Origin of the sequence: Pannonibacter carbonis (assembly GCF_003012935.1) — a bacterium.
Lineage (GTDB): Bacteria > Pseudomonadota > Alphaproteobacteria > Rhizobiales > Stappiaceae > Pannonibacter > Pannonibacter carbonis.
In genome coordinates this window covers 202,324-228,045 of sequence record NZ_PUDR01000002.1, presented here as the reverse complement: position 1 = coordinate 228,045, position 25,722 = coordinate 202,324, and the positions used below count along the sequence as shown (strand labels likewise).

At 63.2% G+C, this 25,722-nt stretch carries 19 protein-coding genes and 2 tRNA genes; 2 read left to right on the top strand and 19 right to left on the bottom strand.

Annotated elements, in window-relative coordinates; translation table 11 throughout:
• Positions 1-284: 284 nt before the first annotated feature.
• The 4 genes from C8348_RS03240 to C8348_RS03225 all read right to left on the bottom strand — a co-directional run bounded on the left by C8348_RS03240 (position 285) and on the right by C8348_RS03225 (position 8,948).
• Positions 285-2,717: a DUF3141 domain-containing protein gene (locus C8348_RS03240; RefSeq protein WP_106751830.1), complete on the bottom strand. Its 2,433-nt coding sequence runs from the start codon at positions 2,715-2,717 to the stop codon at positions 285-287.
• An 11-nt stretch (positions 2,718-2,728) separates the two neighbouring features.
• Positions 2,729-3,493 (bottom strand): enoyl-ACP reductase FabI, encoded by a 765-nt coding sequence (gene fabI / locus C8348_RS03235; RefSeq protein WP_106751829.1) that lies wholly within the window; start codon positions 3,491-3,493, stop codon positions 2,729-2,731.
• Between the two features lie 461 nt (positions 3,494-3,954).
• Positions 3,955-6,048, bottom strand: coding sequence for a 3-hydroxyacyl-CoA dehydrogenase NAD-binding domain-containing protein (locus C8348_RS03230; RefSeq protein WP_106751828.1), 2,094 nt, complete (start codon positions 6,046-6,048; stop codon positions 3,955-3,957).
• A gap of 191 nt (positions 6,049-6,239) precedes the next feature.
• Positions 6,240-8,948, bottom strand: a complete 2,709-nt coding sequence (locus C8348_RS03225; protein WP_106751827.1) for a cation-transporting P-type ATPase — start codon at positions 8,946-8,948, stop codon at positions 6,240-6,242.
• Between the two features lie 200 nt (positions 8,949-9,148).
• Between C8348_RS03225 and C8348_RS03220 the strand changes: the two genes are divergently transcribed.
• Positions 9,149-9,787, top strand: a complete 639-nt coding sequence (locus C8348_RS03220) for a YitT family protein (protein ID WP_106751826.1) — start codon at positions 9,149-9,151, stop codon at positions 9,785-9,787.
• Positions 9,788-9,904: 117 nt separating this feature from the next.
• Here the strand turns inward: C8348_RS03220 and C8348_RS03215 are convergent.
• From C8348_RS03215 to C8348_RS03155, 13 genes are all read right to left on the bottom strand, one after another.
• Positions 9,905-9,980, bottom strand: a tRNA-Phe gene (locus tag C8348_RS03215).
• A gap of 228 nt (positions 9,981-10,208) precedes the next feature.
• Positions 10,209-13,295, bottom strand: coding sequence for a FecR family protein (locus C8348_RS03210; RefSeq protein ID WP_106751825.1), 3,087 nt, complete (start codon positions 13,293-13,295; stop codon positions 10,209-10,211).
• 11 nt (positions 13,296-13,306) lie between these two features.
• Entirely contained in the window at positions 13,307-14,701 is a 1,395-nt protein-coding gene (locus C8348_RS03205; RefSeq protein WP_106751824.1) for a tetratricopeptide repeat protein, read from the bottom strand.
• Between the two features lie 263 nt (positions 14,702-14,964).
• Positions 14,965-16,578 carry a bifunctional metallophosphatase/5'-nucleotidase gene (locus C8348_RS03200; protein WP_106752034.1) on the bottom strand — a complete coding sequence of 538 codons (1,614 nt, stop codon included), beginning with the start codon at positions 16,576-16,578 and terminating at the stop codon, positions 14,965-14,967.
• Between the two features lie 246 nt (positions 16,579-16,824).
• Complete coding sequence (gene yacG, locus C8348_RS03195; protein WP_341871586.1) at positions 16,825-16,971, bottom strand: DNA gyrase inhibitor YacG; 147 nt, start codon at positions 16,969-16,971, stop codon at positions 16,825-16,827.
• Between the two features lie 83 nt (positions 16,972-17,054).
• Positions 17,055-17,696 carry a Maf family nucleotide pyrophosphatase gene (locus C8348_RS03190; protein ID WP_106751822.1) on the bottom strand — a complete coding sequence of 214 codons (642 nt, stop codon included), beginning with the start codon at positions 17,694-17,696 and terminating at the stop codon, positions 17,055-17,057.
• 35 nt (positions 17,697-17,731) lie between these two features.
• Positions 17,732-17,950, bottom strand: coding sequence for a translation initiation factor IF-1 (gene infA, locus C8348_RS03185; protein ID WP_106751821.1), 219 nt, complete (start codon positions 17,948-17,950; stop codon positions 17,732-17,734).
• Between the two features lie 213 nt (positions 17,951-18,163).
• A complete protein-coding gene (locus tag C8348_RS03180; protein ID WP_106751820.1) occupies positions 18,164-18,616 on the bottom strand; it encodes an arsenate-mycothiol transferase ArsC in 453 nt (150 codons plus the stop codon).
• A 5-nt stretch (positions 18,617-18,621) separates the two neighbouring features.
• The gene (locus C8348_RS03175; protein ID WP_106751819.1) at positions 18,622-19,143 is read right to left on the bottom strand and encodes a UPF0262 family protein; all 522 of its coding nucleotides are present in this window, start codon (positions 19,141-19,143) and stop codon (positions 18,622-18,624) included.
• A 61-nt stretch (positions 19,144-19,204) separates the two neighbouring features.
• Complete coding sequence (gene hisD / locus C8348_RS03170; RefSeq protein WP_106751818.1) at positions 19,205-20,503, bottom strand: histidinol dehydrogenase; 1,299 nt, start codon at positions 20,501-20,503, stop codon at positions 19,205-19,207.
• A gap of 77 nt (positions 20,504-20,580) precedes the next feature.
• Positions 20,581-21,021 carry a DUF2948 family protein gene (locus C8348_RS03165; RefSeq protein WP_106751817.1) on the bottom strand — a complete coding sequence of 147 codons (441 nt, stop codon included), beginning with the start codon at positions 21,019-21,021 and terminating at the stop codon, positions 20,581-20,583.
• A gap of 440 nt (positions 21,022-21,461) precedes the next feature.
• A complete protein-coding gene (murA, locus tag C8348_RS03160) occupies positions 21,462-22,751 on the bottom strand; it encodes a UDP-N-acetylglucosamine 1-carboxyvinyltransferase (protein ID WP_106751816.1) in 1,290 nt (429 codons plus the stop codon).
• A 213-nt stretch (positions 22,752-22,964) separates the two neighbouring features.
• Entirely contained in the window at positions 22,965-23,204 is a 240-nt protein-coding gene (locus tag C8348_RS03155) for a hypothetical protein (RefSeq protein WP_106751815.1), read from the bottom strand.
• Positions 23,205-23,422: 218 nt separating this feature from the next.
• Here C8348_RS03155 and C8348_RS03150 point away from each other — a divergent pair.
• A tRNA-Thr gene (locus tag C8348_RS03150) sits at positions 23,423-23,497 on the top strand.
• Positions 23,498-23,698: 201 nt separating this feature from the next.
• On the opposite strand, the gene C8348_RS03145 is transcribed toward C8348_RS03150, so the two are convergent.
• Both C8348_RS03145 and C8348_RS03140 read right to left on the bottom strand, forming a co-directional pair.
• On the bottom strand, positions 23,699-24,934 hold the full coding sequence (locus C8348_RS03145) for a type II toxin-antitoxin system HipA family toxin (RefSeq protein ID WP_106752033.1): 1,236 nt from the start codon (positions 24,932-24,934) through the stop codon (positions 23,699-23,701).
• Positions 24,927-25,565 (bottom strand): helix-turn-helix domain-containing protein, encoded by a 639-nt coding sequence (locus C8348_RS03140; RefSeq protein ID WP_106751814.1) that lies wholly within the window; start codon positions 25,563-25,565, stop codon positions 24,927-24,929. Before C8348_RS03140 ends, C8348_RS03145 begins: the two co-directional genes overlap by 8 nt.
• Positions 25,566-25,722 lie beyond the last annotated feature (157 nt).

The following is a 25,722-nucleotide window of genomic DNA, read 5'->3' as shown; positions in this document are numbered from 1 at the left end:
GAGGCCTCGCAGCCCCCCTCCCCCTCGTGGGGAGGGGTAAGGGGTGGGGGGCACGGGAGGTCGTCAGATCACAAGGCATCCGAACTGCGCCTTGTCAGGAACGTCTATAGCTTGGGTTTACGTCGGTTCCCCCCACCCCCAAACCCCTCCCCACGAGGGGGAGGGGAGCGGAGAGGCAGCGACAAGGTTGAACTGTCTGAGCCCAGTCCTTCACATCGAACGGATGTCGGATTTCAGGGACGACAGCCCCGCCCAACCAAGGCCCACCGCCCCGCCGCGCGACCTTACTTCGCCGCCACCATCACCTCGGCCGGGCCGCTCAGCGCCTTCCTGTCCAGCGGATCCTCGGTCACGTCGCCGGAAATTGGCGGCAGGTCGAGGATGTCGTGAAACTTTTGCAGCATGTCCAGCGTGTGCGGGGCCATTTCGTCAATGGCGCCAGGGACATACTGCACCACGCGGGCGGCAAGATCACGCTCCTCGCGGGTCTTCAGCAGCTTCGGCAAGGCTGCCAGAGCGCCGTTGCGGTCGAATTCCACAATCAGCGTCTGTTCGTGGATGATGATCGCGCGCTCCTCGGCGCTGAGCGAGCGGAACGGCTCGTCCTCGGTCAGCACATGGGCCGAGCGTTCCAGACGGTCGCGGCGCACATTGCCGCGCGATTCCGCCAGCAGCACCAGCATGCGGATGACCGCCTCGACGAAGCCGCCTTCCTCCACGCGGCGCAGGGCCGATTGCACAACCGGCAAGGCCCTGAGTTCGTCAGTACGCTTGAGCGTGCGCGGACGCACGTGGCCGCGGCCATACCAGCGCGCCCAGGGGGTGCCCCAGATGCCGAAGAAGGCCATCTCGTACCAGGTGTCGCGCAGGTCGCGGACCATGTCGATGGACTGCTCGATCAGGTCGGCGCTCAGCCGCTCCAGCTCGACCAGCGGATTGCTGGCCGGTGCCGGCGCGCGTTCCGCCTTTACCTTCTCGGCCATCTGCTGCAGCGGCTGCACCAGCGGATTGCGGCTGGAGAAGGCCGCGCGCTGCAGCCGCAGCGGATGCAGCACCCGGCCGGCTTCCGCGCTGGCTTCTGTCACACCGGCCTGTACAAAGGGACGGATCGCCGTGTCATAGACCTCGGCCTGCTGCTCCGACCAGCGGGCGACGGCCGCAAAGGGCGTCTCGTCATCACGGCCATCATCCAGCGCCAGAATGTCATCCAGCGTCCGCTCGTGGAACGAGACGGTGAAGGTGCGGTTCATCACCTCGCCGGAATAATTGTCGATCTTCATCTCGTAGAGACCGGGAGCCAGCGCCTCGATGGTCTTCATCGTCGAGGCCATCTCGCTGTGCTCTTTCTTGGCAATAGAGGAAGACACGAAGATGCCGAGATGCCCGACCTGGTCATGCACCATGTAGAGGATGCGCTGGCCGCGGATCTGAATCTCGCTGACATCGGAATAAGTGTCGATGATCCAGTTCAGCGCCTGCTGCGGCGGGGTGATGTTGTCGCCATGGCTGGCGAACACGATGATCGGCGCGCGGATTGCCTTCAGGTCCACATTGCGGCCCGGCTCGATCCGCGCCTCGTTGCGCGCCAGCCGGTTGCCGACGAAGAGCTGTTCGACGATCCAGCGGATCTCGGCCTCGTTCAGCAGGAAATAGCCGCCCCACCAGGTCTCGAACTCGAGGAAGCGCGGGGCTTCCGTGTCCACCTGGGCGTAAAGGTCGACGTATTTGCGGAACAACGTCCGGGCCGGGTTGAGCAGTTCGAAGTTGGAGACGAGATGCGCGCCGTCGAAGACGCCATGTCCGATGTCCGCCAGGATCATCGGCATCATCGTGCCGCCCAGAACGCCGGCGTTGTAGCGCATCGGATGGCCACCGACGAGACCGGACCAGGTGTCGACCGGCGCGCCATTCAGCACAATCGGGCCGGTCAGGTCCGGATTGGACGCCGCCAGCAGCAGGGTCGCCCAGCCGCCCTGACAGTTGCCAATCACCACCGGACGCGGGGCCTCCGGGTGGCGGCGCGTCACCTCGCGCACGAACTCCGCTTCGGCCCGTGTCACGTCGGCCAGCGTCTGGCCTTTCTCTGGCGCGCGGCGGAAGGCGACGAAATAGACCGGATAGCCTTCCTTCAGCGCTACACCGACCTGGCTGTCGGTCTTGAACCCGCCGATGCCGGCACCGTGGCCGGCGCGCGGATCAATGATGATATAGGGCCGCTTGGCCGGATCGATGGTCACGCCAGCCGGCGGCAGGATGCGCAGCAGCATGTAGTTGCAGGGATGCGGCAGGTCCTTGCCGTCGACAACCACCTCGTGGTCATAGATCAGCACCGGAGGGCAGCCCTCGGCCTCATGCTTCAGGAAGATGTCGCCGCGCTGGCGCAGCGTGTCGAGCATCAGCACCATGCGCTGGCTGGCATCGGTGACATAGGCCTTCACGTCATCGGCCAGTGTGCCCTCGGCCTGCCGGGCAGTGAGGTCTGTCGCCAGCTTGGTGAGGTTGTCGAGGCTCTTGCGGGTGCGGGCGTTGTGCGTGCGCGCCATCGCGTCGAGATGGCGCGACGTGCCGCGCAGCATCATCTCGCTCATCGCTGAGAATTCGGCAAACTGGGCGGTGAACACCTTCATCCGCTCGCTCGGCGACCAGGCGGTCGCGTCCTGCAGGGACTTCAGCAGATCGCCGTTCGGCGTGTTCAGGGCATCGAAAATGTTGCTCATGGGAGTTCCCTTCAGCCGATGATGCTGTAACCGCCGTCGATGGCATGGACGCCGCCCGTAACGTTGGCGGCCTCACGGCTGGCGAGGAAGGCGGCATAGGCGCCAACGTCCTCGATGGTGGCCAGCAGATGCGTCGGCGCGCGCTCGGCCGCCGCGTTGAGCAGATCGTCAAACTCGGCGATGCCGGAGGCTGCGCGGGTCTTCAGCGGTCCGGGCGACAGCGCATGCACCGAGATCCGCTTCGGGCCGAGTTCTGCGGCCGCATAGCGTGTCACCGCTTCCAGCGCGGCCTTCACCGGGCCCATGACGTTGTAGTGCTCGACCACCTTTTCCGCGCCATAGAAGGACACGGTCATACAGGTGCCCCCGTCCTGCATCAGCGGTTCTGACTTGCGGATCAGGCGCAGGAAGGAATGCACGGAAATGTCCATGGCAAGGCCGAAGCCTTCGGCGGAGCAATCGATCACCCGGCCATGCAGATCGTCCTTGGGGCAGAAGGCGATGGAGTGGACCAGCGTATCGAGACGGCCCCAGCGGCTGGCGATTTCGGCAAACAGCGCATCGGTGTCGTCGCCGTTGCGCACGTCCAGCGGCGCGATGATCTCGGCGCCCAGCGCTTCGGCCAGCGGCCGCACATGCGGCTCGGCCTTTTCATTCAGATAGGTAATGGCCAGGTCCGCGCCCTGGCGGCGCAACGCCGCGGCAATCCCGTAGGCGATGGACTGGTCGTTGGCGACGCCGACAATCAGCGCTTTCTGACCGGTGAGATCAAACATCTCTGGCACTCCCCTGTGTCGGAACGGACGAACCGAACACAGACGAGCTTATTGCACCGCAGCAACCGGTTTGTGACGATTTGCCCTTATGCGCATTTCACCGGAGGGCCGGCGAGCAGCATTAAACTATTCAGCGTCATCCCGGGCGAAGCGCAGCGAAGACCCGGGACCGGAGAGCCACTGCGCCCTGTACGGCGCTGATCAGGGATCACAGGAGCAAAGTGCAAAGTACAAGGCGCACTCCGCCTCTCAGCTCCCCTCCCCCTCGTGGGGAGGGGTAAGGGGTGGGGGGCTCGGGAGGCCGTTAGGTCGTAGGGGTCTGATGAAAGCCTAGTCAGGAAAGCAAATACCCTGGTTTCAAGTCCCGCCCCCCACCCCCAAACCCCTCCCCACGAGGGGGAGGGGAGCGGAGAGCCCTCAGTTTTCGTCCGGCCACATATGCGAACTGCCCAGGCTCAACGTCACCCCGCGAAGCTGCCCCCTTCTGCGGCCAGCCGTTCCAGCAGCGCCGCCGGCTTGAACTCCGCCCGGCCGCTCTGCTCGAAGCGGGCCTGCAGGCCGTCGCGGATCTTGGCAAGGCCGATGCTGCCGGCCGCGTGCATCGGGCCACCGCGCCAGGCTGGAAAGCCGTAGCCGAAGATCCAGATCACGTCGATGTCGCCGGGCCGCTGGGCGATGCCCTCTTCCAGGATGCGCGCGCCCTCGTTGATCATCGGATAGAGCAGCCGCTCGACGATCTCCGCAGCCGGGATGCTGCGCCGGGTGATGCCCTCGCGCGCGGCAATCGCCTTGGCCAGGTCCTCGACCTCGCTGTCGGCCAGCGGCTTGCGCTCGCCCGGCTCGTAGCGGTAGAAGCCGCGCCCGGTCTTCTGGCCGAAGCGGCCCTGTTCGCACAGGTGATCGGCGATCTCTGCCGTCTGGCCGAGCGCCTTGCGGGCGCGCCAGGAAATGTCGAGGCCGGCGAGATCCAGCATGGCAAAGGGGCCCATCGGGAAGCCGAAGCCGCTCCAGGCCGCGTCCACCTCGGCCGGGCTCGCGCCCTCGACCAGCAGCGCCTCCAGATCGTTGCGCTGCGCCCGGAGGATGCGGTTGCCGACGAAGCCGTTGCAGACACCGACCACCACCGGGATCTTGCCGAGCTTGCGGCCCACCTCGACGGCGGCCAGCAGCACGTCCGGCGCTGTCTTCGCAGCCCGCACCACTTCCAAGAGCTTCATGATGTTGGCCGGCGAGAAGAAGTGCATGCCGACCACCGCCTCGGGACGGGAGGTAGCCGAGGCAATCTCGTTCACGTCGAGATAGGAGGTGTTGGTCGCCAGGATCGCGTCCGGCCCGGCCAGCCGGTCGAGATCGGCCATCAGCGTCTTCTTCACGCCCATGTCCTCGAACACCGCCTCGACGATGAGATCGACATTTGCCACGGAGGCCAGATCCAGCGAGCCGGTGATGCGGGCGATCCGCTCGCCCTTCTCGGCCTCGCTCATCCGGCCGCGCGCGACGGTGGAGGCATAGTTCTTTTCGATGTTGCCCTGTCCGCGCGCCAGCGCCTCGGCGCTGGTCTCGATCAGGGTCACCGGATAGCCGGCATTGGCAAAGGCCATGGCAATGCCGCCGCCCATGGTGCCCGCGCCGATCACCGCAACCGAACGCACCGGACGGGCCACCGCATCAGCCGGCAGGCCGTCGATCTTGGCCGCCGCCTTTTCGGCGAAGAAGGCATGGCGCAGCGCCTTCGACTGGTCTCCGGCCACCAGCGACAGGAATGCGGCGCGCTCCGCCTTCATGCCCGCCTCGATGTCGAGATCCAGACTGTTGCGCACGGCCGCGACGCAAGCCGCCGGGGCTTCCGCCCCGCGCGCGCCCTTCAGCACCTCGGCTGCTGCTGCCTCGAACGCATCGCGCCCGGCCCGCGCCGCCTCGAGCCGTGCTTCGTCCTTTGAGAGACCCACCGGCGCCACGCCGGAGGCGATCATCTGCCGCGCCAGGGCGCAGGCGGCGGCCACCACATCCTCGGCTACCTCGGTGACGATGCCGAGCTTCAGCGCCTCGGCGTCGCCCACCGGCTCGCCCGAGACAATGAGCTTCACCGCTGCCGCCGGACCGATCAGGCGCGGCAGGCGCTGGGTGCCGCCGGCACCGGGGATCAGGCCGAGCTTCACCTCCGGCAGGCCCATCTTCGCGGACGGCGCGGCGACGCGGGCATGGGCGCCCAGCGCCACTTCCAGCCCGCCGCCCAGCGCCGGTCCGTGGATCGCGGCAACGACCGGCTTCGGGCAGGCCTCGATGGCGGCAATGACATCGGGCAGGAACGGCTCGCGCGGCGGCTTGCCGAACTCGGTGATGTCGGCCCCGGCGCAGAAACCGCGTCCGGCCCCCGTCATCACGATGCCTTTGACCGCCGGGTCGGCAGCAGCCTCGGCGAGCGCTGCGACAATGCCGGCCCGCAGCGCCGTGCTCAGCGCGTTCACGGGTGGATTGTTCAGCGTCACAAGGGCGAGATCACCCTCCCGTGTCAGGGTCACGACATCGGCGTGGGCGCTTTGCGGCTCGGTCATCGGCGTCTTCACTCCCCCATAAACCTGCTGCTCTCCGAGAGAAGGTTTAAGTTTAAAATATTATCTGCACGCTAGGGAGAGCCGGTTGGCCTGTCAACCTGCCGTCGACCCAGACTGCAGGACAAATTCATAGACCGACCGGACGGACAATTCCAGTGCTGCAATGGACTGGTGCCAATCCGTAGCCGGGATCACGCCTTGCGCACCATCCCACCAACCAGAGGACGCAAGGCAAAGCGGATCTGCTTTTCCAGCTCGACCAGCACGAACAGGGCAACGCCCAGACCAACCACCAGAACCCCATCAAGGAACGGCACCGGCGCGGTGCCGAACACCGCCTGCAGCGGCGGCAGATAGGTGATCGCGAACTGGGCGACCGTGACCAGCGCAATTGTCCACCAGATCACCCGCATTCCCCGGACCGCCGTCCAGGTGAGCGAGGTGCCATGCAGGTTGCGCACGTTGAACAGGTGGAACACTTCCATCGCGACCAGCGTGTTGACGGCGAGCGTCCGGGCCAGCTCGATCGAGTAGCCCTGCCGAATGGCATAGGTGAAGATGCCGAACACACCGGCCAGCATCAGGCCGGACACGAACAGGATGTGCCAGATCAGCCGGCCATTGATGATCGGCTCGTGACGCGGTCGCGGTGGCCGGGCCATCGTGCCTGTTTCGGTCGGCTCGAAGGCCAGAGCCAGACCCAGCGTCACGGCAGTGATCAGATTGACCCAGAGCACCTGCACGGCAGTCACCGGCAGGGTCAGGCCAGCCAACAGGGCAACGACGATGGTCAGGGCTTCGCCCGTGCTGGTCGGCAGGTTCCAGGCAATCACCTTCTTGATGTTGTCATAGACCGTGCGCCCCTCGCGCACCGCAACGACAATCGACGCAAAGTTGTCGTCGGCGAGCACCAGCTCTGCCGCCTCCCGCGTCGCCTCGCTGCCCTTCTGCCCCATGGCGATCCCGGCATCGGCGCGTTTCAGCGCCGGCGCGTCATTGACGCCGTCGCCGGTCATGGCCACGGTCAATCCATGCGCCTGCAGCGCCTTTACCAGCGCGAGCTTATGCCCCGGGCTCGTGCGGGCAAACACATCCGTCTCCAGCACGGCGGCGGCAATCTCCGGCTCGCTCATCCGGTCCAGATCGGCCCCGGTCAGCACCCGGTCCGGATGCCCCAACCCGACCTGGCGGCCGATGGCTGACGCGGTGACGGCATGATCTCCGGTGATCATCTTGACCGAAATGCCCGCCGCCCGGCATTCGGCCACGGCAGCCACGGCCTCCGGTCTCGGGGGATCGATCAGGCCAACAAGGCCGATCAGATCCGCCCCTTGCAGCAGATCCGTCTGATCCAGCTCGGCAGTCACCGTCAGCCCGCTCCGGCTGGCGAGTGCCAGAACGCGCTCACCCCGTGCGGCCAGCAGATTGGCCACCTGATGCCAGTAGGCTTCCTCCAGTGGAACGTTTTCGCCAGCGGCAGTCCGTTCATGGCGGCAGAGCGCCAGAATGGCCTCGGGCGCGCCCTTCAGATGCAGCACCGGCTGGTTGGCCTGAGGCTGATCGAGCGTCGCCATGTAGCGATGCCGGGCGTCGAACGGCACCACGCGCAACCGCTGCCAGCCTTGCTGACTGGCCTGTGGTTCCAGCCCCGCCTTGCCGGCAAAGGCAAGCAGCGCCCCCTCCATCGGGTCGCCTTCCACGCGCCAGGTTCCGTTCACCTGCCGGATCGCCGCGTCATTGCACAGCGCTGCCACCTCGGCCAGATCCAGCAGCAGCCGGTGATCGCGCGCCTCCTGGCTCTGGTCGCCGAGATGGATCGCGCCATCCGGGGCGTAGCCATCACCGCCAAGACTGAACACATCGCGGCCCACGGCCACACTCGCCACCATCATCTCGTTGCGCGTCAGTGTGCCGGTCTTGTCCGTACAGATGACCGAAACGGCACCTAGCGTCTCGATCGCCGGCAACCGGCGGACGATGGCATTGCGCCGCGCCATGGCCTTGACGCCAACCGCCAGCGTGATCGTCAGCACGGCCGGCAAGCCTTCCGGGATCGCCGCAACCGACAGGCCGACAACAGCCATGAACAGCTCAGTGAAATCGTAGTTCAGGACCAGCGAACCAAAGCCCAGGATCAGCGCGGCCACCGCCAGGATGAAAAAGGTGAGCCAGCGTGCGAACAGGTCCATCTGCACAACAAGGGGCGTCGTCAGCGTTTCGACCGAGGACAGCATCCGGCTGATCCGGCCGATCTCGGAGTGCTTGCCGGTCGCCACCACCACACCGCCGGCCGTGCCCTGTGTCACCATCGTGCCGCTGTAGGCCATGCAACTGCGATCGCCGAGTGCGGCGTCCGCCGCCACCTGGGCAATGCCCTTTTCCACGGGCAGCGACTCGCCCGTCAGCAGCGCCTCGTCGATCTGCAGCCGCCCCGCCCATAACAGCCGCAGATCCGCCGGCACCTTGTCGCCAGCTTCCAGCAGCACGATGTCGCCAGGCACAAGGGTTTCGCTGGCAATGGTCTGGCGCATGCCGTCACGCATCACGGATGCCTTGGGCGCCAGCAGGTCACGGATCGCCGCCATGGCCTGCTCGGCCTTGCCCTCCTGCAGGAAGCCGATGGCCGCGTTGACGACGACGACCGCCAGGATCACGGCAGAATCGATGAAATGCCCGAGCCCAGCCGTAATCACCGCGGAGGCGAGCAGGACATAGATCAGGATATTGTGGAACTGGGCCAGAAACCGCCGCAACGCCGAGCGCTTGGGAGCCTGTGGCAGGCGGTTCGGCCCATGCTCTGCCAGCCGGCGGTCAACGTCTGCTGCATGAAGGCCCGCCTCACCAGAGGAGAGGTTTTCCAGCACGACAATCGGAGTTTTGGAATGGGCAGCAAGGGTCATTTGGCCTCCGCAACAGCTCCAGCCCGGGCACTGAAGGCGCGGCTGACCCTATCAGCCGGACTGTGTCAGACAAATGTTGCAGCGCACAGCACAAACACGTATGCGGCGCCTTGGCGCTTTTCTTTTGGTCCCGGGCACGATTGAAGTGGAGAAGCGGCATCAGATTTTCTGACGTCTCCACAGTTCCGGATCGCAGTTGCATGAGCACACCCAACGACACCACCCGCCACGGCTCGCATGAAGATGTCTTCGCTCTTGTCATGGGCACGCTGTTCGTTGCCTTCGGCATGCTGATCTGCGCGAAGGCCCAACTGCTGACCGGCGGTCTCGCGGGCGTTGCCTTGCTGCTGCAATATGTGACCGGCACCGGCTTCTGGATCTTTTTTGCCCTCGTCAACCTGCCCTTCTTCATCTTCGCGCCGAAGGTGCTTGGCTGGCCCTTCACCCTGCGCAGCCTGCTGGCCGTGGCCATGGTGTCCCTGCTGGCCCGGGCAATCTCGTCCTGGATCGTGATCAGCGACATCCACCCGCTGTTTGCCGCCATCATGGGCGGCGGCCTCACCGGCACCGGGCTCCTGATGCTGTTCCGCCATGGCACGGCGCTCGGCGGCTTCAACATCCTCGTGCTTTTCCTGCAGAACCGGTTTGGCCTGCGCGCAGGCTACGTGCAGATGGCGCTGGACCTCAGCGTCCTTCTTGCCTCCGCCTTTGTGCTGACCCCGGTGAACCTCGCCTGGTCCGTCCTGACCGGCATCCTCGTCAATCTCGTGCTCGCCTTCAACCACCGGCCGGGACGCTATCAGGCGACCACGGGCAGGGGCGTCCGGCACTCAACCTGACGCAGCTCGAAGACAGGCGGGAGGCCAGGCCGCTTCAAAAACATCAATATCCCCATAGGGTTACAAGACCCGTGAGGACTGATGCAGACTGATGAGGATATGTGGGGAAAAGGGAAATGGTGCCCAGAGCCGGAATCGAACCAGCGACACGCGGATTTTCAATCCGCTGCTCTACCAACTGAGCTATCTGGGCACTTCTTCAAGTCGCTGTCCGTGGCCGCAACCGCCGGAAGCCCGCGTCTTATAGGAGACAAAATCCCCCTTGTCCAGCACCCCGGCAAAACTTTTCAGCCTGGGGAAAACTCTTTCTCAGACCCTGCCCGTGGGACAGTTTAGTTCGTGTCCTCAAAAGCTTAGCGTCAAAGCTGAGACAGGCCGCGACGCCCTGTCTCAAGCCGGTTTTGCCCCTGGCCGGCTGCCTTTACGGCTGCTGGCCGACAACCACGCCGGTGGCGCTCCAGGCGCCATCAAACGCCGAAAAGCCGCCGACAACGCCCTCTACAGGGCTGTTCGGCCCCTCGACCAATGACGCGCCAAAACTGCCGGTCATTGTCGCACCGTCGGTGATCAGACCGGTCATCCGGTTCTTGTCGTCGTACAGGCTGCCGGCTGTCAGGGCGGAGGAGAAATTGCGGCCGTCAAAGTTGGAGATTGCTGCATTTCCCGTGCGTGCGGCAAAGTCCACCGACATGCTGAAATCGCCTGCCGCCAGATACTGCGCCCCGCCATTGACCACCGATCCGACCGCATGGCCGGAATAGCTGGCCGTGCCGGTTGTCGGCATGTCCCCTGGCCCGAGGATGCGCCCGGCTGCCCAGGTTCCCAGATGCACCTGGTTCAGAACATCCGGATCTCCGGCGCTGGCGCCTGGCGTTGCGACGCTTGTGCCCCAATAGCCCCATTCGAGGAAAGCGCAGGTGCACTTTTGACCGGCGGCAAACAAGCCGGCATCGCCATTGGCCACCATGGTGGAGGGCAGGAAATAGCTGGTTGCCTTTGTCCCATAGGCGGTGTTGCCGTCATTGTCCTCGATTGTGGGCGTGCTGTAGCTGGAGTTGCTCTCAAGCGCCGCATAACGGTCATCGTCGATGAACACCGACCGGCGCGGATCTTCTACGGCAGCAGATTCATCGCCGAAACTGATGTCCATGGACATGGCCTGGTCGGTGCTGCTGTCCGGATCATCCTGATACCCGGTCTCGGTCAGCCGCATTTCGGCATTGACCGATTTGCGGGCTGCGTCAAACTCGACCGACATTTCCATCGGATGCCGCGTGGCCAGCGCCGTCGTCTTCAGGCCGCCGACGCCATTCGGCTGCTGCAGCACGCCGGCAGCATATCCTGAGATGCCGCGACTGGTACGGGTCAGGCCGGTGCTGTCCACCGACGATTGCAGGTTGGCGATATGCATCGAGCTTGAAACCTGCTTTGGCGGCGTGATGCCCGTGGGCACCACCGCAAAGCTGTCATGATAGGGTTCATTGCCCAGGTCCGCGCTCAAGATAAAGTTTTGCGCGTTGTTGCCAAAGGCTTGCGCCCCGTCAGGGCCAGCCACAGACCTGATCCGGCCCGAGAAATTGGCTGAACTGTTGGCGCTGCCTGACCGGTAGCCGCCACGCCGCTGTCCCTGCAGCTTAAGCGACACCGTATCGTCGAAGACCTCACCCGCGAACAAACTGACCAGGGACTTCTGCGAACTGCCCTGGCCGTCGATCAGGAAGGACGACGCCAGTCCCAGCGGCCGCGTGGTCGCAGACGACCCTGTTCCATCGAGCACGGTCAGTCCGCTGCTGCGGACTGCGGACATAAAATTGCGACCGAGCGCTTCAGTTGCAACCGGGTTCATGAACAGGGCGTCTGAACCGCGAATCTGGAGCTCCCCGCCTCCCTCATCCTCACCAAAGCGGATGGCCTGCTGCATGTCGCCTTCCAGCGTATATGTCCGCAGCTTCGGCGTGCTGCTTGTCACGACCATTGACGAAAAGCTCGTCGGCGTTCCGCCAAACAGGAAGCGGATATCGCCCAGATCTCCTTCAAATGTCGGCGTGGTTTCCGGCGTGTCCGCCGACTGATAGGCGAGCGCAAAGAAATTATGCGCCCCGCGGTAATAGGCGCCCCGTCCAATGTGGGTGATTGTGCCCTGTGTCGATGCATCAATCGTCGGCAGGACCGGGACGCTGTCGATCGACAGGGCGCCGAAGTGCTTGCCGCTGCTGGTGATGGCCGACAGGAAGTAATGCATGCCACTGGACGTGGGCACCGGCACGGACATCTGCTCGCCATTGGCCGTGCCGCGCAGGATCGCGCCATCGGTCGTGACGCCGCCAGACATCGCAGCATTGCCGTTCGACTGCAGGGTCAGCGTTACATCCTGCGTTGTCGAGCCATTGTTGCCGATGATGCCTTGTGCACCCGGGTTGGAGACGATCACCGAGCCGCCCGGCACTTCATAGAAGCCAGGGCTGGCAAACAACGCCCGTGCCTGCACATCCTGCGTGCTCGGCGTCGGCGTCGGTGTAGGCGTCGGTGTTGGCGTGGGATCCGGGGTCGGCTCCGGCTTGATCGGCTCATTCGGATCCGGCACCGGATCCGGAATCGGCGTGGGATCCGGCGTAGGGATCGGGTCAGGCGTCGGATTTGGTCCCGGGTCCGGCGTCGGTGTAGGCACTGGACCCGGCTTGCCATCCGGCAGTTTATCAAGTTGGGCCACCTGGACCAGTCGAGGCTCGATCTGTTCCAGTTCAGTCGCCCGCACTACCTGCGGCTTGGGCACAGGCACTGCCCGCACCACGCCCAGCCCGGAGTTGACCGCCTGGATGCCGGAATTGGCAACCTGAGTATCGGTCGGCGGTTTCGGGATGCCGCCATTTTGTCCGGACCGCCCCCCCAGGGCATTCTGGATGCCACCAAGGTCGGCACGGGTGGTGCGCCGCACCGCGCTGCCCTGGCCGTTGTCCCCGACCGCAATCGTATAGCCGGCCTCATAGACACGTTCGCGGCCGCCATTTCGGCCGACAAAAGTCAGTTCCTTGCCGTAGATCAGCGAGAAGGTTGCTCCATCGCCGCGCACATCCATGTTGGCGATGCCACCGCGAATGCCGATGGTGCCGACGGGCGTCCTGACATTCACCCCGTCCGGGCCCTTGGACAGCTTGCCGCCGACAAAGCGCGCCACGCCCTTGCCGAAAGAGGCTACCAGTTTCCCAGTGCCTGCTGCCGGGTCATAGACGAACTCATCGATGACCAGATCGGAGTTGGCCCCGACGGTAAAGGTCGAACCATCCACCAGCAGCACCTGAACGAGGCCGGATCCGCCGGTCTCGATGCGCTCCTTGAAGATGATGTTGTTGCCAAGGATGATCGTTCGCGTCGGGCGGCCAGGCGGCGTGCCCTGCGCCTCGCGGTTGACAGCCGCAGCCACACCGACATCCTGAGCGGCAAGTGCCGGGGTCGCGGTGCTTGCCAGCGATGTGACGGCAAGAAGAGTAACAACAAGGCGCGTGTTCATCGGTGACACTCCTAGAACCGCTGCATCAGCGTCACCATGCCGAGGGCATTGGTGTAGTCATTCAGATCATAGTTTGACTGCTGCCTGCGGAGTTCGCCGGTCAGGGCAACGGCGGTTCCGCTGGTGCCGACCGGCACCGTGAGCACCGAGCGAGCCCAGGCCTCATTGTCACGCTGGCTGCGGTTGCGGTTGATCAGCGGGTCAGGCTTGGAAAAGGCCCGGCGGCTATAGCCAGCTTCCAGATCAATCGACCAGGGACCGGCCTCCGCGCCAAATGGCGAGGCAAAACGATAGGTCAGGCCGGCGGAGACACCGCCCTCGAGGCTGCGTTTCCAGGCAACGCGGGCATCCTCGTAGTCGAGCAACAGCGACAGCCGGCCAGTAAAAGCGGCGGTGAAGCGGTGATGGTAGGTCGAGACCGCACGCAGCGAATAGCCTGCCCTGTCCGAAGCTGTCGGATAGCGGACCGTGTCATTGAACCAGCGCCGGCGCAGTTCAATTCGGGTGTTGATCTCATCCTTGCCCAAGACCTGCATACCAAACCGGACGCCAGCACCAACCGCACCGCTGTAATTCGCCCCGTTGAGGCGGATGCCATTGGCGATGCCATAGAGCCCGAGCCGGGCATCATCGATGCCGATCCGGGCAAGGTTCAGCGTCGGGCCAAAGGTCAGCTCGGCCATTTCCGTATTGAGCCGATCCAGCTTGTCGTAGCGTGCCCCGTAAAACACTAGGTCCGCTTCCAGCGTGTCGCCCTGCAGACCCAGGTCGTAGGAAAAATGCACATTTCCCGAGACGAAGCCATTGACGTCCGACCGCCCGGTCGCCGTGTCGTCCAGCAGGAAGGTGCTGCCGTTCAACTGGATCCGCCGCCCTTCAGGCGAGGCATTGGCGTTGGACTGGACGCGCACGCCGGTCGCCAGCATGCCGCTCAGCTTGGCTGGCGCTTCCTTCTTGGCGATGGCGGCAAGGTACAAGTTGACCCGTTCAGCCACCTGCGGCGGCACGTTGGGCGCGGACAGGGCGCTCTCGAAATAGGTCGCGGCCACATCCGCCGCACCGAGGCGAAGATAGAGGACACCCAGTTCCAGTTGCACCCGCGGCAGGCCCGGCGCGAACACCAGCATCCGCTCCAGCGTGCTGATCGCCGCCTCATGGTCACCGATGCGAGCAGAGACCATGGCGTATTCAAATGCCGCATCAAGATTGGCGGGATCGGCGAGCGAGGCGTTCAGCAGTGCCGCCTGGCGTGCCTTCAATTCCGGCGTGCCGAAGACGGCTCCTTGCGCATACGCAGGCGAAGCCTGCGGCAGGAACAAAGCCGCAGAACTGACAAGACACCAAAGTCCAATCCAAAAGCTGCGGCTCCAGCCACGCCGGCCCTTGCGGCGCGCCTTGCCTGCCATGCCCTCACCGAATGCCAACGCCAAACCCCACCATCTGGAAACAGCTTAATTGATCGTTAATTTTGCCCTGTATATCAGAAGTACAGGATCGCGTTCCATGAGGCAAAGACTCGTGTGCGGTGCAACGCGAACCACGCCGTCGCAAGCTCGTCAGACCGCAACGGCGGAAGGTATCAAACCCTTCGAATAGAAAGATAAAATGGCGCGCCAGCAAGCCAGCGCGCCATTCCAGACCCTTCCGAAACTTTCGGGGTCTATTTCACTCACTGCACCTCAGTCACGCGGCCGTCGGTGTAGGGCGTGTAGTCCTTCACGGTGGCGATGAATTCGGCCACAACCTCTTCAAGGCCCGGACCGTAGTCATAGGCGTTGATCCCGGCCTTGGCGAAAACGCCATAGCCGTCACCGCCGCCGCGCATATAGTTGTTGGTGGCAACGCCATAGACCTTTTCCGGGTCCAGCGGCTTCCAGTTGCCATCTTCCATCACCTCGACGGTGATGATGCGGCCTTCGCCGGCCGGCTTTGCACGGGTCCACTTGTAGCGCAGGCCGGAGACCTGCGGGAAGCGGCCAGCGCCTTCCTCGACCTTAGATACGCCATTCTCAAGGGCAGCGATCACATCGGAGCCCTTGAGCTGGAAGGTCGCGAGGCTGTTCTGGAACGGCAGCACCGTCAGCACTTCGCCCATGGTGACTTCGCCCGCGTCAATCGATGTGCGCAAGCCGCCACCGTTCTGGATCGCGATCTGGACGCCCTGGCCCTTTACGCGCTCCAGCATGGCATCGGCGACGAGGTTGCCCATCTGGCACTCGCCAGCCCGGCAGGTGTCACGCGAGCCGTCGATGGCTGCAGCGGAAGAGCCGATGACCTTGGCGCGGACTTCTTCCAGCGGCTTGGCCAGTTCAGCAACGCGGGCCACGACGGCCGCATCCGGCTCGACGCTGTTGTCGAGAAGGATCGGTTCGCCCTTCGCGGAGATCAGGTTGCCAGTGTCGTCAAAGGTCAGTTCGACTTCGCCGACATACTTTCCGTAGGCATAGGCCTGGACGATCGGAACGTCCTTGCCGGCCGGATTTGAGACGAGGGTCGGATAGGGTCCGGCGGCCTTGTCATTCGTGTTCGACAGCAGCGTGTGCGAGTGGCCACCGACGATGGCGTCGATGCCCGTGACACTGGCCGCAATTTCCTTGTCGCGCGGCAGGCCGACGTGGGTCAGAGCGATAATCTTGTTGATCCCGGCCAGCTCAAAGGCATCGACGGCGCCCTTGAGATAGTCCTCGGACTTGATGAAGCGCACGCCCTTGCCGGGCGAGGAAGTCTCAACTGTATCTTCAGCCAGGGTCGAGACGATTGCCAGCTTCTCTCCACCGATATCCAGCACCACGGCGCCGGGAACACGGCCCTTCAGCAGCGGCTCGCCAGCGACATCGATGTTGCCGGAGATAACCGGGAACTTCACAAGATCCAGGAAGTCGGCAAGGCCCTTCGGACCATCATCGAACTCGTGGTTACCGACGGCCATGACGTCATAGCCGATCATGTTCATGAACTCGGCCGAATCCTTGCCCTTGTAGGTCGTGTAGAACAGCGAGCCCTGGAACTGGTCGCCGGCGTCCAGCACGATCACGTTCTTGCCCTCGGCGGCCAGCGCCTTGCGGCGCTCGTCGATCTTGGCCTTCACGCGGGCGATGCCGCCAAAGCATTCGCCCTTCTGGTCCTCTTCCGCACTACAGCCCGAATCGAACTTGTTGATCTGTTCGATGCGGCTGTGCAGGTCGTTCGTATGCAGGATCGTTACGGAATAATCTGCCAGCGCAGCCCCGCCCATCGCCAGGGAGGCGAAAAGGGCAGTGGCGCCGAGAAACATGTTCTTCATGATCGCCTCGCCAAAAAACACGGACCTGAAGGTCCTGTTACAATTATGGGGCGTAGCACAGCACTGCGACGCTTTTGTTGCTGCGTCGTCTCGGATTTTCCCGCAAGGCGCGTGCAAGATCGTGGCCACACGCACCAACCAGCCTTGGCAAGTTGCAGTAACTCCTATTGAAGGGCGAAAAAATTTTCAGGACAAGTGGAAATTTGCAAGCCGGCTAATAAATCCGGCCCATCAGCGACACCGGCCTCAACTCTGGTCGTCGCCTTCCGACAGATCATCGAATTCCACGACAGGAATGCCATAGCCCCCCGAGAGCCAGCGATTGAGGTCCACCTTGGCACAGCGGTCGCTGCAGAAGGGATGGTCTGCAGGCGTGGACATTTTCGCGCACACCGGGCACGGTCGCAGCCTGCGCGCTTCCCCCTCACCGTCCTTGCCTTGTCCGCCGGAATTGCTGCTGTCGCTCATGCAACACCTCACGCAGGCAGGCGCAGAGGATCGCGCCAGAGCGTCCGGACATCAATTCCGGCCGAGGAGAGGAGGCTCATCGTCTCGTAGAGCGGCAGGCCGACCACGTTTGGATAGGACCCGACCAGCTTCACCACAAAGGCTCCGGCCAGTCCCTGGATGGCATAGCCGCCCGCCTTGCCCCGCCACTCGCCGGAGGCCAGATAGTCATCGCCTTCCTGGCGCGAGAGTTTCTTGAAGCGCACGCGGGTCTCGACGATCTTGTGCCGGATCCCGCCTCCGGGCAAGGCAACCGCCAGCCCGGTATAAACACGATGGCCGCGCCCGGACAGAAGTCCGAGGCAAGCTTCCGCCTGGTCGATGGTCTCGGCCTTCGGCAGGATGCGGCGGCCGACCGCCACAACTGTGTCAGCCGCCAGGACGACGCAGGGTGCAAGTTCGGCCTGCCCGTCCGCCTGGTCCCGAACGGCTTTCGCCTTCAGGCGGGCAAGTCGAACGGCCAGAGCCCGCGGGGTTTCACCGCGCTGCGGCGTTTCATCAAGATCGGCAGGGATCAGGTGGCGCGGGTCGATGCCGATCTGCTGCAGCAACGCCAAGCGGCGTGGCGAGGCAGAGGCCAGGATCAGCGGAACTTGTGCGGCATCGCTCATGATGATCTTGATCGTCCCCGCTGCCGGAATACCGCTTACTTGAAGCGGTAGGTAATGCGGCCCTTGGTCAGGTCGTACGGGGTCATCTCGACGAGAACCCGGTCACCGGCAAGCACGCGGATGCGGTTCTTGCGCATGCGACCCGCGGTGTGGGCAATGATCTCGTGATCGTTTTCGAGTTTCACGCGAAAGGTCGCGTTGGGCAGCAGTTCTGTGACTACGCCCGGAAACTCCAGAATTTCTTCCTTGGCCATATGGTATCCCGGTCAAACCGTTCTTGAAAGTGCGCGGAACCTAACGGATCGCGCCTCGAATGTGAACAACGCAATTTCCGCGCAGGAGCGCTTTTCTCACCCGAAGCGGAAACAGAGGTTCGGCTTGCAAAAGCCCGCAGCACACAAGGGCTAACGCGCGAAAGCCGACCATCACAGGCCGGCAGCATGAACCTTTACAGGATGCGGTACATATCACCCACTGGGGGGCGGCGTCCAGCCCAGCCGCTTCTTGATCCGCATCAGCAGTTGATCACGCACCGAACGATAGGAATTGAGGATCTGCTCGCGGCTGCCGGTGGCCAGTGTCGGGTCCATTGTCGGCCAGTATTCAACGTCGACCGCTTCGGTCCGGGTCAGTTCCAGCGCCTTGTGATGCGCTTCCGGGGCGAGCGTGATGACGAGGTCAAACCCGGACTCGTCGAGATCCTCGAAGGTTTTCGGCTGATGCTTGCTGGTGTCCATGCCAAGTTCGGCCATGACCTGATCGACAAAGGGATCGCGGTCACCGCGCTTCACACCGGCCGACTTGATATAGACCCGCCCCGGGAAGAGCGCGCTGGCAATCGCGGCGGCCATGGGCGAGCGCACCGCGTTCATGCCGCAGGCGAAAAGGACCGCAGTCGGACGTTTGCCCGGCTCGGTCATGTCCCTTAGCCCTTCCAGTGCAGGGCGTAGACCAGCGTGAACAATCGGCGCGCGGTCAAAAGGTCCAGCTCGATCTTCCCCTCCAGCCGCTCCATCAATATCTGGGACCCCTCGTTGTGCACGCCGCGGCGCCCCATGTCGATGGCCTCGATCTGGCTTGGCGTCGCATGCCGGATCGCCTGATAGTAGCTTTCGCAGATCATGTCGTAATCGCGCACGATCTTGCGCAGAGGGGTCAGCGACAGCACATGCGTTGCCACCGCAGGACCCGCTTCAGAGCTGATCTCGAACACCAGCTTCTTCTCGATGACCGAAAGACGCAGGATGTAGCGCCCCGGAGCCTGGCCGACCGGATGGAACGTGTTCTCCTCGATCAGATCGTAGATCGCCACTGCCCGGTCATGCTCGATGTCCGGCGTTGAGCGGGAGATGGAGCTTTCATCCAAGATCACGTCGACCAGCCGGCTGCGGATCGCCTCGTCTGCCCCCGGTTCCGCCAAAGCGGCCGCATTGTCGTGGCCGCCCATGACTGCCTCTCCGTCTGACCCCATACGCCCGGCTCGCTTCTTATGTCGACTGAGCCCTTGGTCAGCCGAGGTTCAGTCTGATCGAGACGGACCGCGCATGCGCGCCAAGTCCTTCCGCCTCGCCGAGTGCAATCGCCGCAGGCCCGAGCGCCTTCAGGTTTTGCGCGTTGCACCTAAGGATCGACGTCCGCTTGACAAAGTCAAGCACCGACAGGCCCGACGAGAACCGCGCCGAGCGCGCCGTGGGCAGCACATGGTTTGAACCGCCAACATAATCACCGATGGCTTCCGGCGTGTGATGGCCCATGAAGATCGCACCCGCGTTGCGCACGCCCTTCAGCAGCGCTTCCGGATCGGCCACAGCCAGCTCCAGATGCTCCGGCGCGATGCGGTTGACCAGCGGCAGTGCCTCCTCAAGCGTGCGCACCGTGATCACCGCGCCGTAGTCACGCCAGCTTGCCCCTGCCACGTCGCCGCGCGGCAGGGTGCGCAGCTGCCGCTCCACGGCTGCTTCCACCGCATCGGCGAGCGCTGCATCCGTGGTGACGAGGATCGACTGCGCGGCCGGATCATGTTCGGCCTGGGCCAGCAGGTCTGCTGCCAGCCAGTCCGGATTGTTCTCGCCGTCAGCCACGATCAGCACTTCCGACGGGCCGGCGATCATGTCGATGCCGACCGTACCGAACACACGCCGCTTTGCTGCAGCCACGAAGGCATTGCCCGGACCGACGATCTTGGCGACCGGAGCGATACTGTCCGTGCCATAGGCGAGCGCTGCCACTGCCTGCGCGCCGCCGATGCGGTAGATCTCGGTGACACCGGCGACCCGGGCTGCGGCCAGCACCAGCGGATTGAGGATCCCGTCCGGGCTCGGCACCACCATGGCAATGCGCTCGACGCCTGCCACCTTCGCCGGAACAGCATTCATCAGCACCGAGCTGGGATAGCTCGCAAGACCGCCCGGCACGTAGATGCCGACCGCCTCGACAGCCGTCCAGATCGACCCCAGCTCGACACCGATGGCGTCCGTGTAGCGGTCATCCTTCGGCATCTGGCGGGCGTGGTGCGAATGGATCCGGTCGCGGGCCAGCTTCAGCGCATCCAGCGTTGCGCTGTCGACAGAGGCGATCGCCGCCTCAATCTCGGCCTCTGTGACGGTCAGTTCCGCAATCGAGACCGCCTGCAGACGGTCAAAGCGGTTGGTGTAGTCGATCACGGCGGCATCGCCGCGCTGGCGCACATCCTCGATGATGTCGCGCACGATCTGGTCGACGTCCTCGGAGACTTCACGCTTGCCGGCGAGCAGCGCGCGGAAGCGGGTTTCGAAATCATCAGCCTCGATGGAAAGACGGATCGGCACAGGTCATCTCCCTTGTCGCCGGCGATCACGCAGCCTCGCCAGCGGCCCCCTTGGGCCCATTCGGTTTTCTAACTGGATCAGTCGAGCGGATGCTGCGGCCGATGCGCGGTGCCCCAGGCGGGCCCGAGATCGGTCAGCTGTGCCTCGATGCACTCCACCGTCAGCGCGATCGTTCCGCCACCGGAAAACGACAGCATGACCTCGCCTTCCGGCCCCTCGCCGGCCTGATGGAACTGCACAGCCAGCAGGGACAGCACCGCATCCTTCACCGTCTGACGGATCCCGGCCGCTTTCATGGCGCTGACACGGGAAAAGGCAAGGGCCGCGCGCCGGCGCTCATGCGCCCCGCTGCGCGGATCAACCGGTCTGTCCCAGACAAAACGGTTCATCACGAACACCGCCTTGCCCTCCTGGGGCAGGAAGCGGATGTCGCCGACAAGCAGCACCGCGTCCTGCACATGGGCGGACACGATGGCAAGGTCGTCCTGATCGAGAGCGGCGAGTTTCACGAGATCCATCGGTCGTCGCAAGGTCCCTGCGGCCCGGGTCCCGGACCTGTCACATGCTGCCTGTCCTGCCGGGCGTATTGACCCGCTGGCGATCACGCCCGCCGCAGAACACGCCGTTCCCGCGATTGCCTAACCGGTCCTGCCCGATTTGACAATTGGCCAGACGGCACAGCCAACCCAATCTGGCGACAAATCCGCCAGCGTCACCCCGGGCGCAGCGCAGCGCAGACCCGGGGCCTACTCGCTCGCAGAGCAGAAAGCGTTTTCGCAGCACTGCAATTGGCCGAATGACGATAGAGTTCAGCTATTACAGTGCAATCCCACACGACGGCTCTGGCAGCGAGTAGCCCCCGGCTCGGCGCTGCGCTTGGCCGGGGTGACACGGAGCAAGACCGGCGCAAAACGCGCCGGACCCTCAATCCAAGACAGCACAGCCGGTGTTTTGGGCGTCAGTGCGAGATGCGCTCGATCACCGCGCCGCAGCGGCCGAGCTTTTCTTCCAGCCGTTCGAAGCCACGGTCGAGGTGATAGACGCGACTGACGTTCGTCTCGCCTTCGGCAGCAAGGCCGGCGATCACCAGAGACACCGAGGCGCGCAGGTCCGTCGCCATCACCGGAGCGCCGCGCAGCGTGCTGACGCCGTCGACAATCGCGGTGTGCCCGTCAATGCGGATGCGGGCACCGAGGCGGGCCAGTTCCTGCACATGCATGAAACGGTTCTCGAAGATCGTCTCGGTGATGCGGCTCTGGCCGCCCGCACGCGTCATCAGCGCCATGAACTGGGCCTGCAGGTCGGTCGGGAAGCCGGGGAACGGCTCGGTCGTGATGTCGACCGGAGCAATGCCATTGCCATTGCGGTAGACGCGCAGGCCGCCGTCGACCTCGGTGATCTCCGCGCCGGTCTGACGCAGCACGTCGAGGGCGCTCTCGAACAGGTCCGCGCGGGCGTTTTCCAGCACCACGTCGCCGCCGGTCATGGCAACGGCCATGGCATAGGTGCCGGCCTCGATGCGGTCCGGGATCACCGCATGGCGATGGCCATGCAGGCGGTCAACGCCCTGGATGCGGATCACCGACGTGCCCGCGCCCTCGATCTTCGCGCCCATGCCGATGAGGCAGTTGGCAAGATCGACCACTTCCGGCTCGCGCGCCGCGTTGACGAGTTCGGTTTCGCCCTTGGCGAGCGTCGCGGCCATCATCAGCGTATGCGTCGCGCCGACCGAGACCTTCGGGAACTCGATGCGCGCGCCGACGAGGCCCTTCGGCGCGTTGACGACGACGTAACCGGCCTCGATGTCGATGGACGCGCCGAGCTTGGTCAGGCCTTCGATGAAGAAATCGACCGGACGCGTGCCGATCGCGCAGCCGCCGGGCAGCGACACGCGGGCGCGGCGTTCGCGCGCCACCAGCGGGCCGATCACCCAGAAGCTCGCCCGCATCTTCGAGACGAGTTCATAGGGCGCAGTGGTGTCAACGATGGTGCGAGCGGTCAGATGCAGCGTCTGGCCCTTCAGGTCATCCTGGCCGACGCGCTTGCCGTCGACGGAATAGTCAACGCCGTGGTTCGACAGGATGTGGTTCAGCTGGGCGACATCGCGCAGGCGCGGCACGTTGCCGAGCGTCAGGGTCTCGTCGCTGAGCAGCGAGGCGATCATCAGCGGCAGGGTGGCGTTCTTGGCGCCGGAAATCGGAATGACGCCGTTCAACTGAGAACCGCCGACGATCTTGATGCTGTCCATGGATTCACCTGGCTGCGGCCGCAAACGGCCCTGAAATTGATTTGTTCCCTTGCGCGAGCCGCGTCTACACCCGGAGTTTGGCGCGCGCAAGGCAGACCGCCAGCATCGCCCCTGCTGCCGCGTATCGCCCCGCATTCGTTGCAGCACGTCGGAGCGTCAGCGTCCGTCACCTCAAAAGCCGCACAGCCGCGTTATCCACAGCCTTGCTGGCCATCAGGGCGTATCAGCACCCTCCGGGGCCGGCAAAAGCCCGTCGACGGCGGGATCCCCAGCGTCATCCCCGTCCCGATCCGCCCGCTGGCGCGCGGCAACCTTGCGGCGCTTCAGGTTCTGGCGCAGGGCCTCGGCAAGGCGCGCCTCCCGGCTGCCCGGCTTCAGCGACAGCTTTGGATTGCCGCCGTTTGCACCAGCATTTCTGCCCTGATTTCCGCTCTGCTTCGTGTTCTCGTCCATGCCCCAAGACCTACCCCAGCCATGGCCCCCACGCAAAGCCCACCGGCCACGCCGGCTCATCCTGTCCACAGGCGGCTTACAAATTCCCTGTAACAGGCGCTTGCCATCCCCGAACAACTGTGGCACAAGCCCGCTCGTTCGCAGCGATAACCCGCTGCAGACACGAGCGGCAGCCTTTGCCCTCGCCTGGCGGACCAAACGGTCAACACGCCGAAGATGCTGTGGTAGCTCAGTGGTAGAGCACTCCCTTGGTAAGGGAGAGGTCGAGAGTTCAATCCTCTCTCACAGCACCATCAAAATCTTCTCAGTACATTGATACCTCTAATAAAATTCCGTTAGTTGCGATGCGATCAGGGTCGGGCCTCATCACAGTCTTTGATTGCCGCGAACAAACGTCATCATCCGGACAAGGATCGTTCAGGGGCATTTACTGTTTGCTCAGGGTGCGATGCCCGCAGATAGGGAGGCTGGAATTGCCCCCCCCAGCAGGCAACTCAGCACTCCAAAGGCAGGATCAACGTCGCAAGATGGGCATCGACAGCCTTGATCACATCTTCGCTCAAGGCCAGGTTCGTTTTCTCCTTTGCCCAAACCTCCTGAAACGCAGCGACCGTTTCTTTGGCCGTGTCCAAGACAAGCTTTTCTGGCAGCTTGGCCTTTGATGCCAGTACGGCAAGCTCTTTCAGCGTGAGCTCCGCCATCACGTTTGTGGTGACATATTTCATGGCCGCTGTTTTGCTTGGCAGATATGGGATCGTTGCAAGCAAATCATAGGCCGGTGCGACGCTCGGCGTCTTTCGGTCGTAGTAGATCAGCGACCAGTTTTTCAGGTGCATATCGTCGTTGCCAATGAGCGTCGAATACACCAAACGCCGGATGTATTCCGCGACATCGCCTTGAGTGGTTTCAATCCCCAACACCGTTGCGATATTTCTGTAGCTCGCTTGATCGTATTTCTGAAAAGGGTAGCGCCCGAAAACCTGCGCAAAGTCTTCAATATGCACAGGGCCATCGTCACTTCGGTCGAAGCGCTTGATAGCGAAGGCTTTCTCGCCCCGTAACCTTCCAAGCCCGTCCGGAAGACCGTCAATGCTCTTGAGATCAATCAGCTCGATCTCAGGCACATCAATCCCGATCTGCCTTGCGATGGTCATGAACGAAAATTCGTTCTCGGGAACGCCTTCAAACCTGTCTGCCGGAAGCTTTACGATCCACTCCCCGCCGATCCCTTTGGCGGGTATCGTCAAGCCACCGTTCTTGCCTGCATTGCGCAAAGCAGAAAACTTCAGTTGAACACCCGCAAGAGAGAAGCGCAGAGCTTGTTCTTTGCGCGTTGCTTTTTCCTCGGCAGTTGTCTCGTCGTCATCATCTGGCAGCCCCTCCCCGTCGTCAGGCAACACGGTGACCGCACCAGGCAAGTCCTGGCCGAGCGCCCATAGGAGATATAGCTCTCTGACAGGCTTTACGCCGGCTTGCCGTGCCAGATAATCCCGCAGAGTGCCTTCCGGTAATAGGTTTGAAAAGAACGGCAGCAGGTTAGGCCCCGTCGCGTCAAACCTCGTCAGCAGTTCGCCAAGGGGGTTCTTGAAAGACAAGCTCAGCGTGTCACGGCTTTTGTCGGCGACATAGGCGTCATCGAATGAAAAGATCGAGCGGTCTCCCGGCAGCAGGCTGAGTGTGCCGACTTTTTTGCCGTGAAGAAGGATGTTGAGTGAGGATATATCAGTCAACGTCATCCTCCAGTAAATAGGCCGGACGCTCTAGCAGGTCAGCCTTTTCATGGCGATGAACAAGACTATTGCGGAGTTCTCGCAAGCTTTTGCCAACTCGCTCCAATATTTTGATGATTTTACCGACTTCGGAAGAATTCTCCTTGAGACCTTCGGCAGGGCTGAACTGCTTGGGTGGAAAGGTTATCTTCCAAATGGGAGATGTAGCTTTCTCTAGTCGAACATAAGCGTCCGTGTCGTAGTTGAGAGCTTGCAACCCTTTCAGAGCGCGATCAATTTGCTCAAACACCTCAATGTAATTGGCGGGCGCACCAGCAATGTTTCGCAGGTGATCGAGAGCCTTTTGAGCATTGCGGATATTACTCAAAGCGGGAGCGGTACGATCTCGCGAAACCCCTGCGACGATACTCTCGACGGCAGGAAGAGCCCTTTTGGGTACCAGCTTGACTTCCAGGTCAAGCGCGCGAGCAATCTGGATCAAGCTGGAGAGCTTGATATCTACGCCGCCCTTTTCGATTTTAGAGATATGGCTTTGCGGCACGCCAACAAGCTCGCCGAAGCTGGTTTGGCTTAGGCCCTTGGCTTTGCGGGCATTCTTGATTGCCTCTATGATCTCCAAATTCTCAGTCATTATATATTCTCACATATAATCGCCCTAAATTATATGCCAAGATATATTTCTGTCAACAAATCTGAGAAATTCGACATGCTACAGCATATAAGTTTGTCGCTTCATATGCTGAAACATATTACCTCAAGGTGCCGTCTCTTTTTGGAACATTCTTAAA

Excerpts from the sequence above, each read along its gene's own strand:
- C8348_RS03240 (WP_106751830.1), bottom strand. The coding sequence starts at position 2,717 with ATGAGCAACATTTTCGATGCCCTGAACACGCCGAACGGCGATCTGCTG.
- fabI (WP_106751829.1), bottom strand. The coding sequence starts at position 3,493 with ATGTTTGATCTCACCGGTCAGAAAGCGCTGATTGTCGGCGTCGCCAAC.
- C8348_RS03230 (WP_106751828.1), bottom strand. The coding sequence starts at position 6,048 with ATGACCGAGCCGCAAAGCGCCCACGCCGATGTCGTGACCCTGACACGG.
- C8348_RS03225 (WP_106751827.1), bottom strand. The coding sequence starts at position 8,948 with ATGACCCTTGCTGCCCATTCCAAAACTCCGATTGTCGTGCTGGAAAAC.
- C8348_RS03220 (WP_106751826.1), top strand. The coding sequence starts at position 9,149 with ATGAGCACACCCAACGACACCACCCGCCACGGCTCGCATGAAGATGTC.
- C8348_RS03210 (WP_106751825.1), bottom strand. The coding sequence starts at position 13,295 with ATGAACACGCGCCTTGTTGTTACTCTTCTTGCCGTCACATCGCTGGCA.
- C8348_RS03205 (WP_106751824.1), bottom strand. The coding sequence starts at position 14,701 with ATGGCAGGCAAGGCGCGCCGCAAGGGCCGGCGTGGCTGGAGCCGCAGC.
- C8348_RS03200 (WP_106752034.1), bottom strand. The coding sequence starts at position 16,578 with ATGAAGAACATGTTTCTCGGCGCCACTGCCCTTTTCGCCTCCCTGGCG.
- C8348_RS03190 (WP_106751822.1), bottom strand. The coding sequence starts at position 17,696 with ATGAGCGATGCCGCACAAGTTCCGCTGATCCTGGCCTCTGCCTCGCCA.
- infA (WP_106751821.1), bottom strand. The coding sequence starts at position 17,950 with ATGGCCAAGGAAGAAATTCTGGAGTTTCCGGGCGTAGTCACAGAACTG.
- C8348_RS03180 (WP_106751820.1), bottom strand. The coding sequence starts at position 18,616 with ATGACCGAGCCGGGCAAACGTCCGACTGCGGTCCTTTTCGCCTGCGGC.
- C8348_RS03175 (WP_106751819.1), bottom strand. The coding sequence starts at position 19,143 with ATGGGCGGCCACGACAATGCGGCCGCTTTGGCGGAACCGGGGGCAGAC.
- C8348_RS03165 (WP_106751817.1), bottom strand. The coding sequence starts at position 21,021 with ATGGATCTCGTGAAACTCGCCGCTCTCGATCAGGACGACCTTGCCATC.
- murA (WP_106751816.1), bottom strand. The coding sequence starts at position 22,751 with ATGGACAGCATCAAGATCGTCGGCGGTTCTCAGTTGAACGGCGTCATT.
- C8348_RS03155 (WP_106751815.1), bottom strand. The coding sequence starts at position 23,204 with ATGGACGAGAACACGAAGCAGAGCGGAAATCAGGGCAGAAATGCTGGT.
- C8348_RS03140 (WP_106751814.1), bottom strand. The coding sequence starts at position 25,565 with ATGACTGAGAATTTGGAGATCATAGAGGCAATCAAGAATGCCCGCAAA.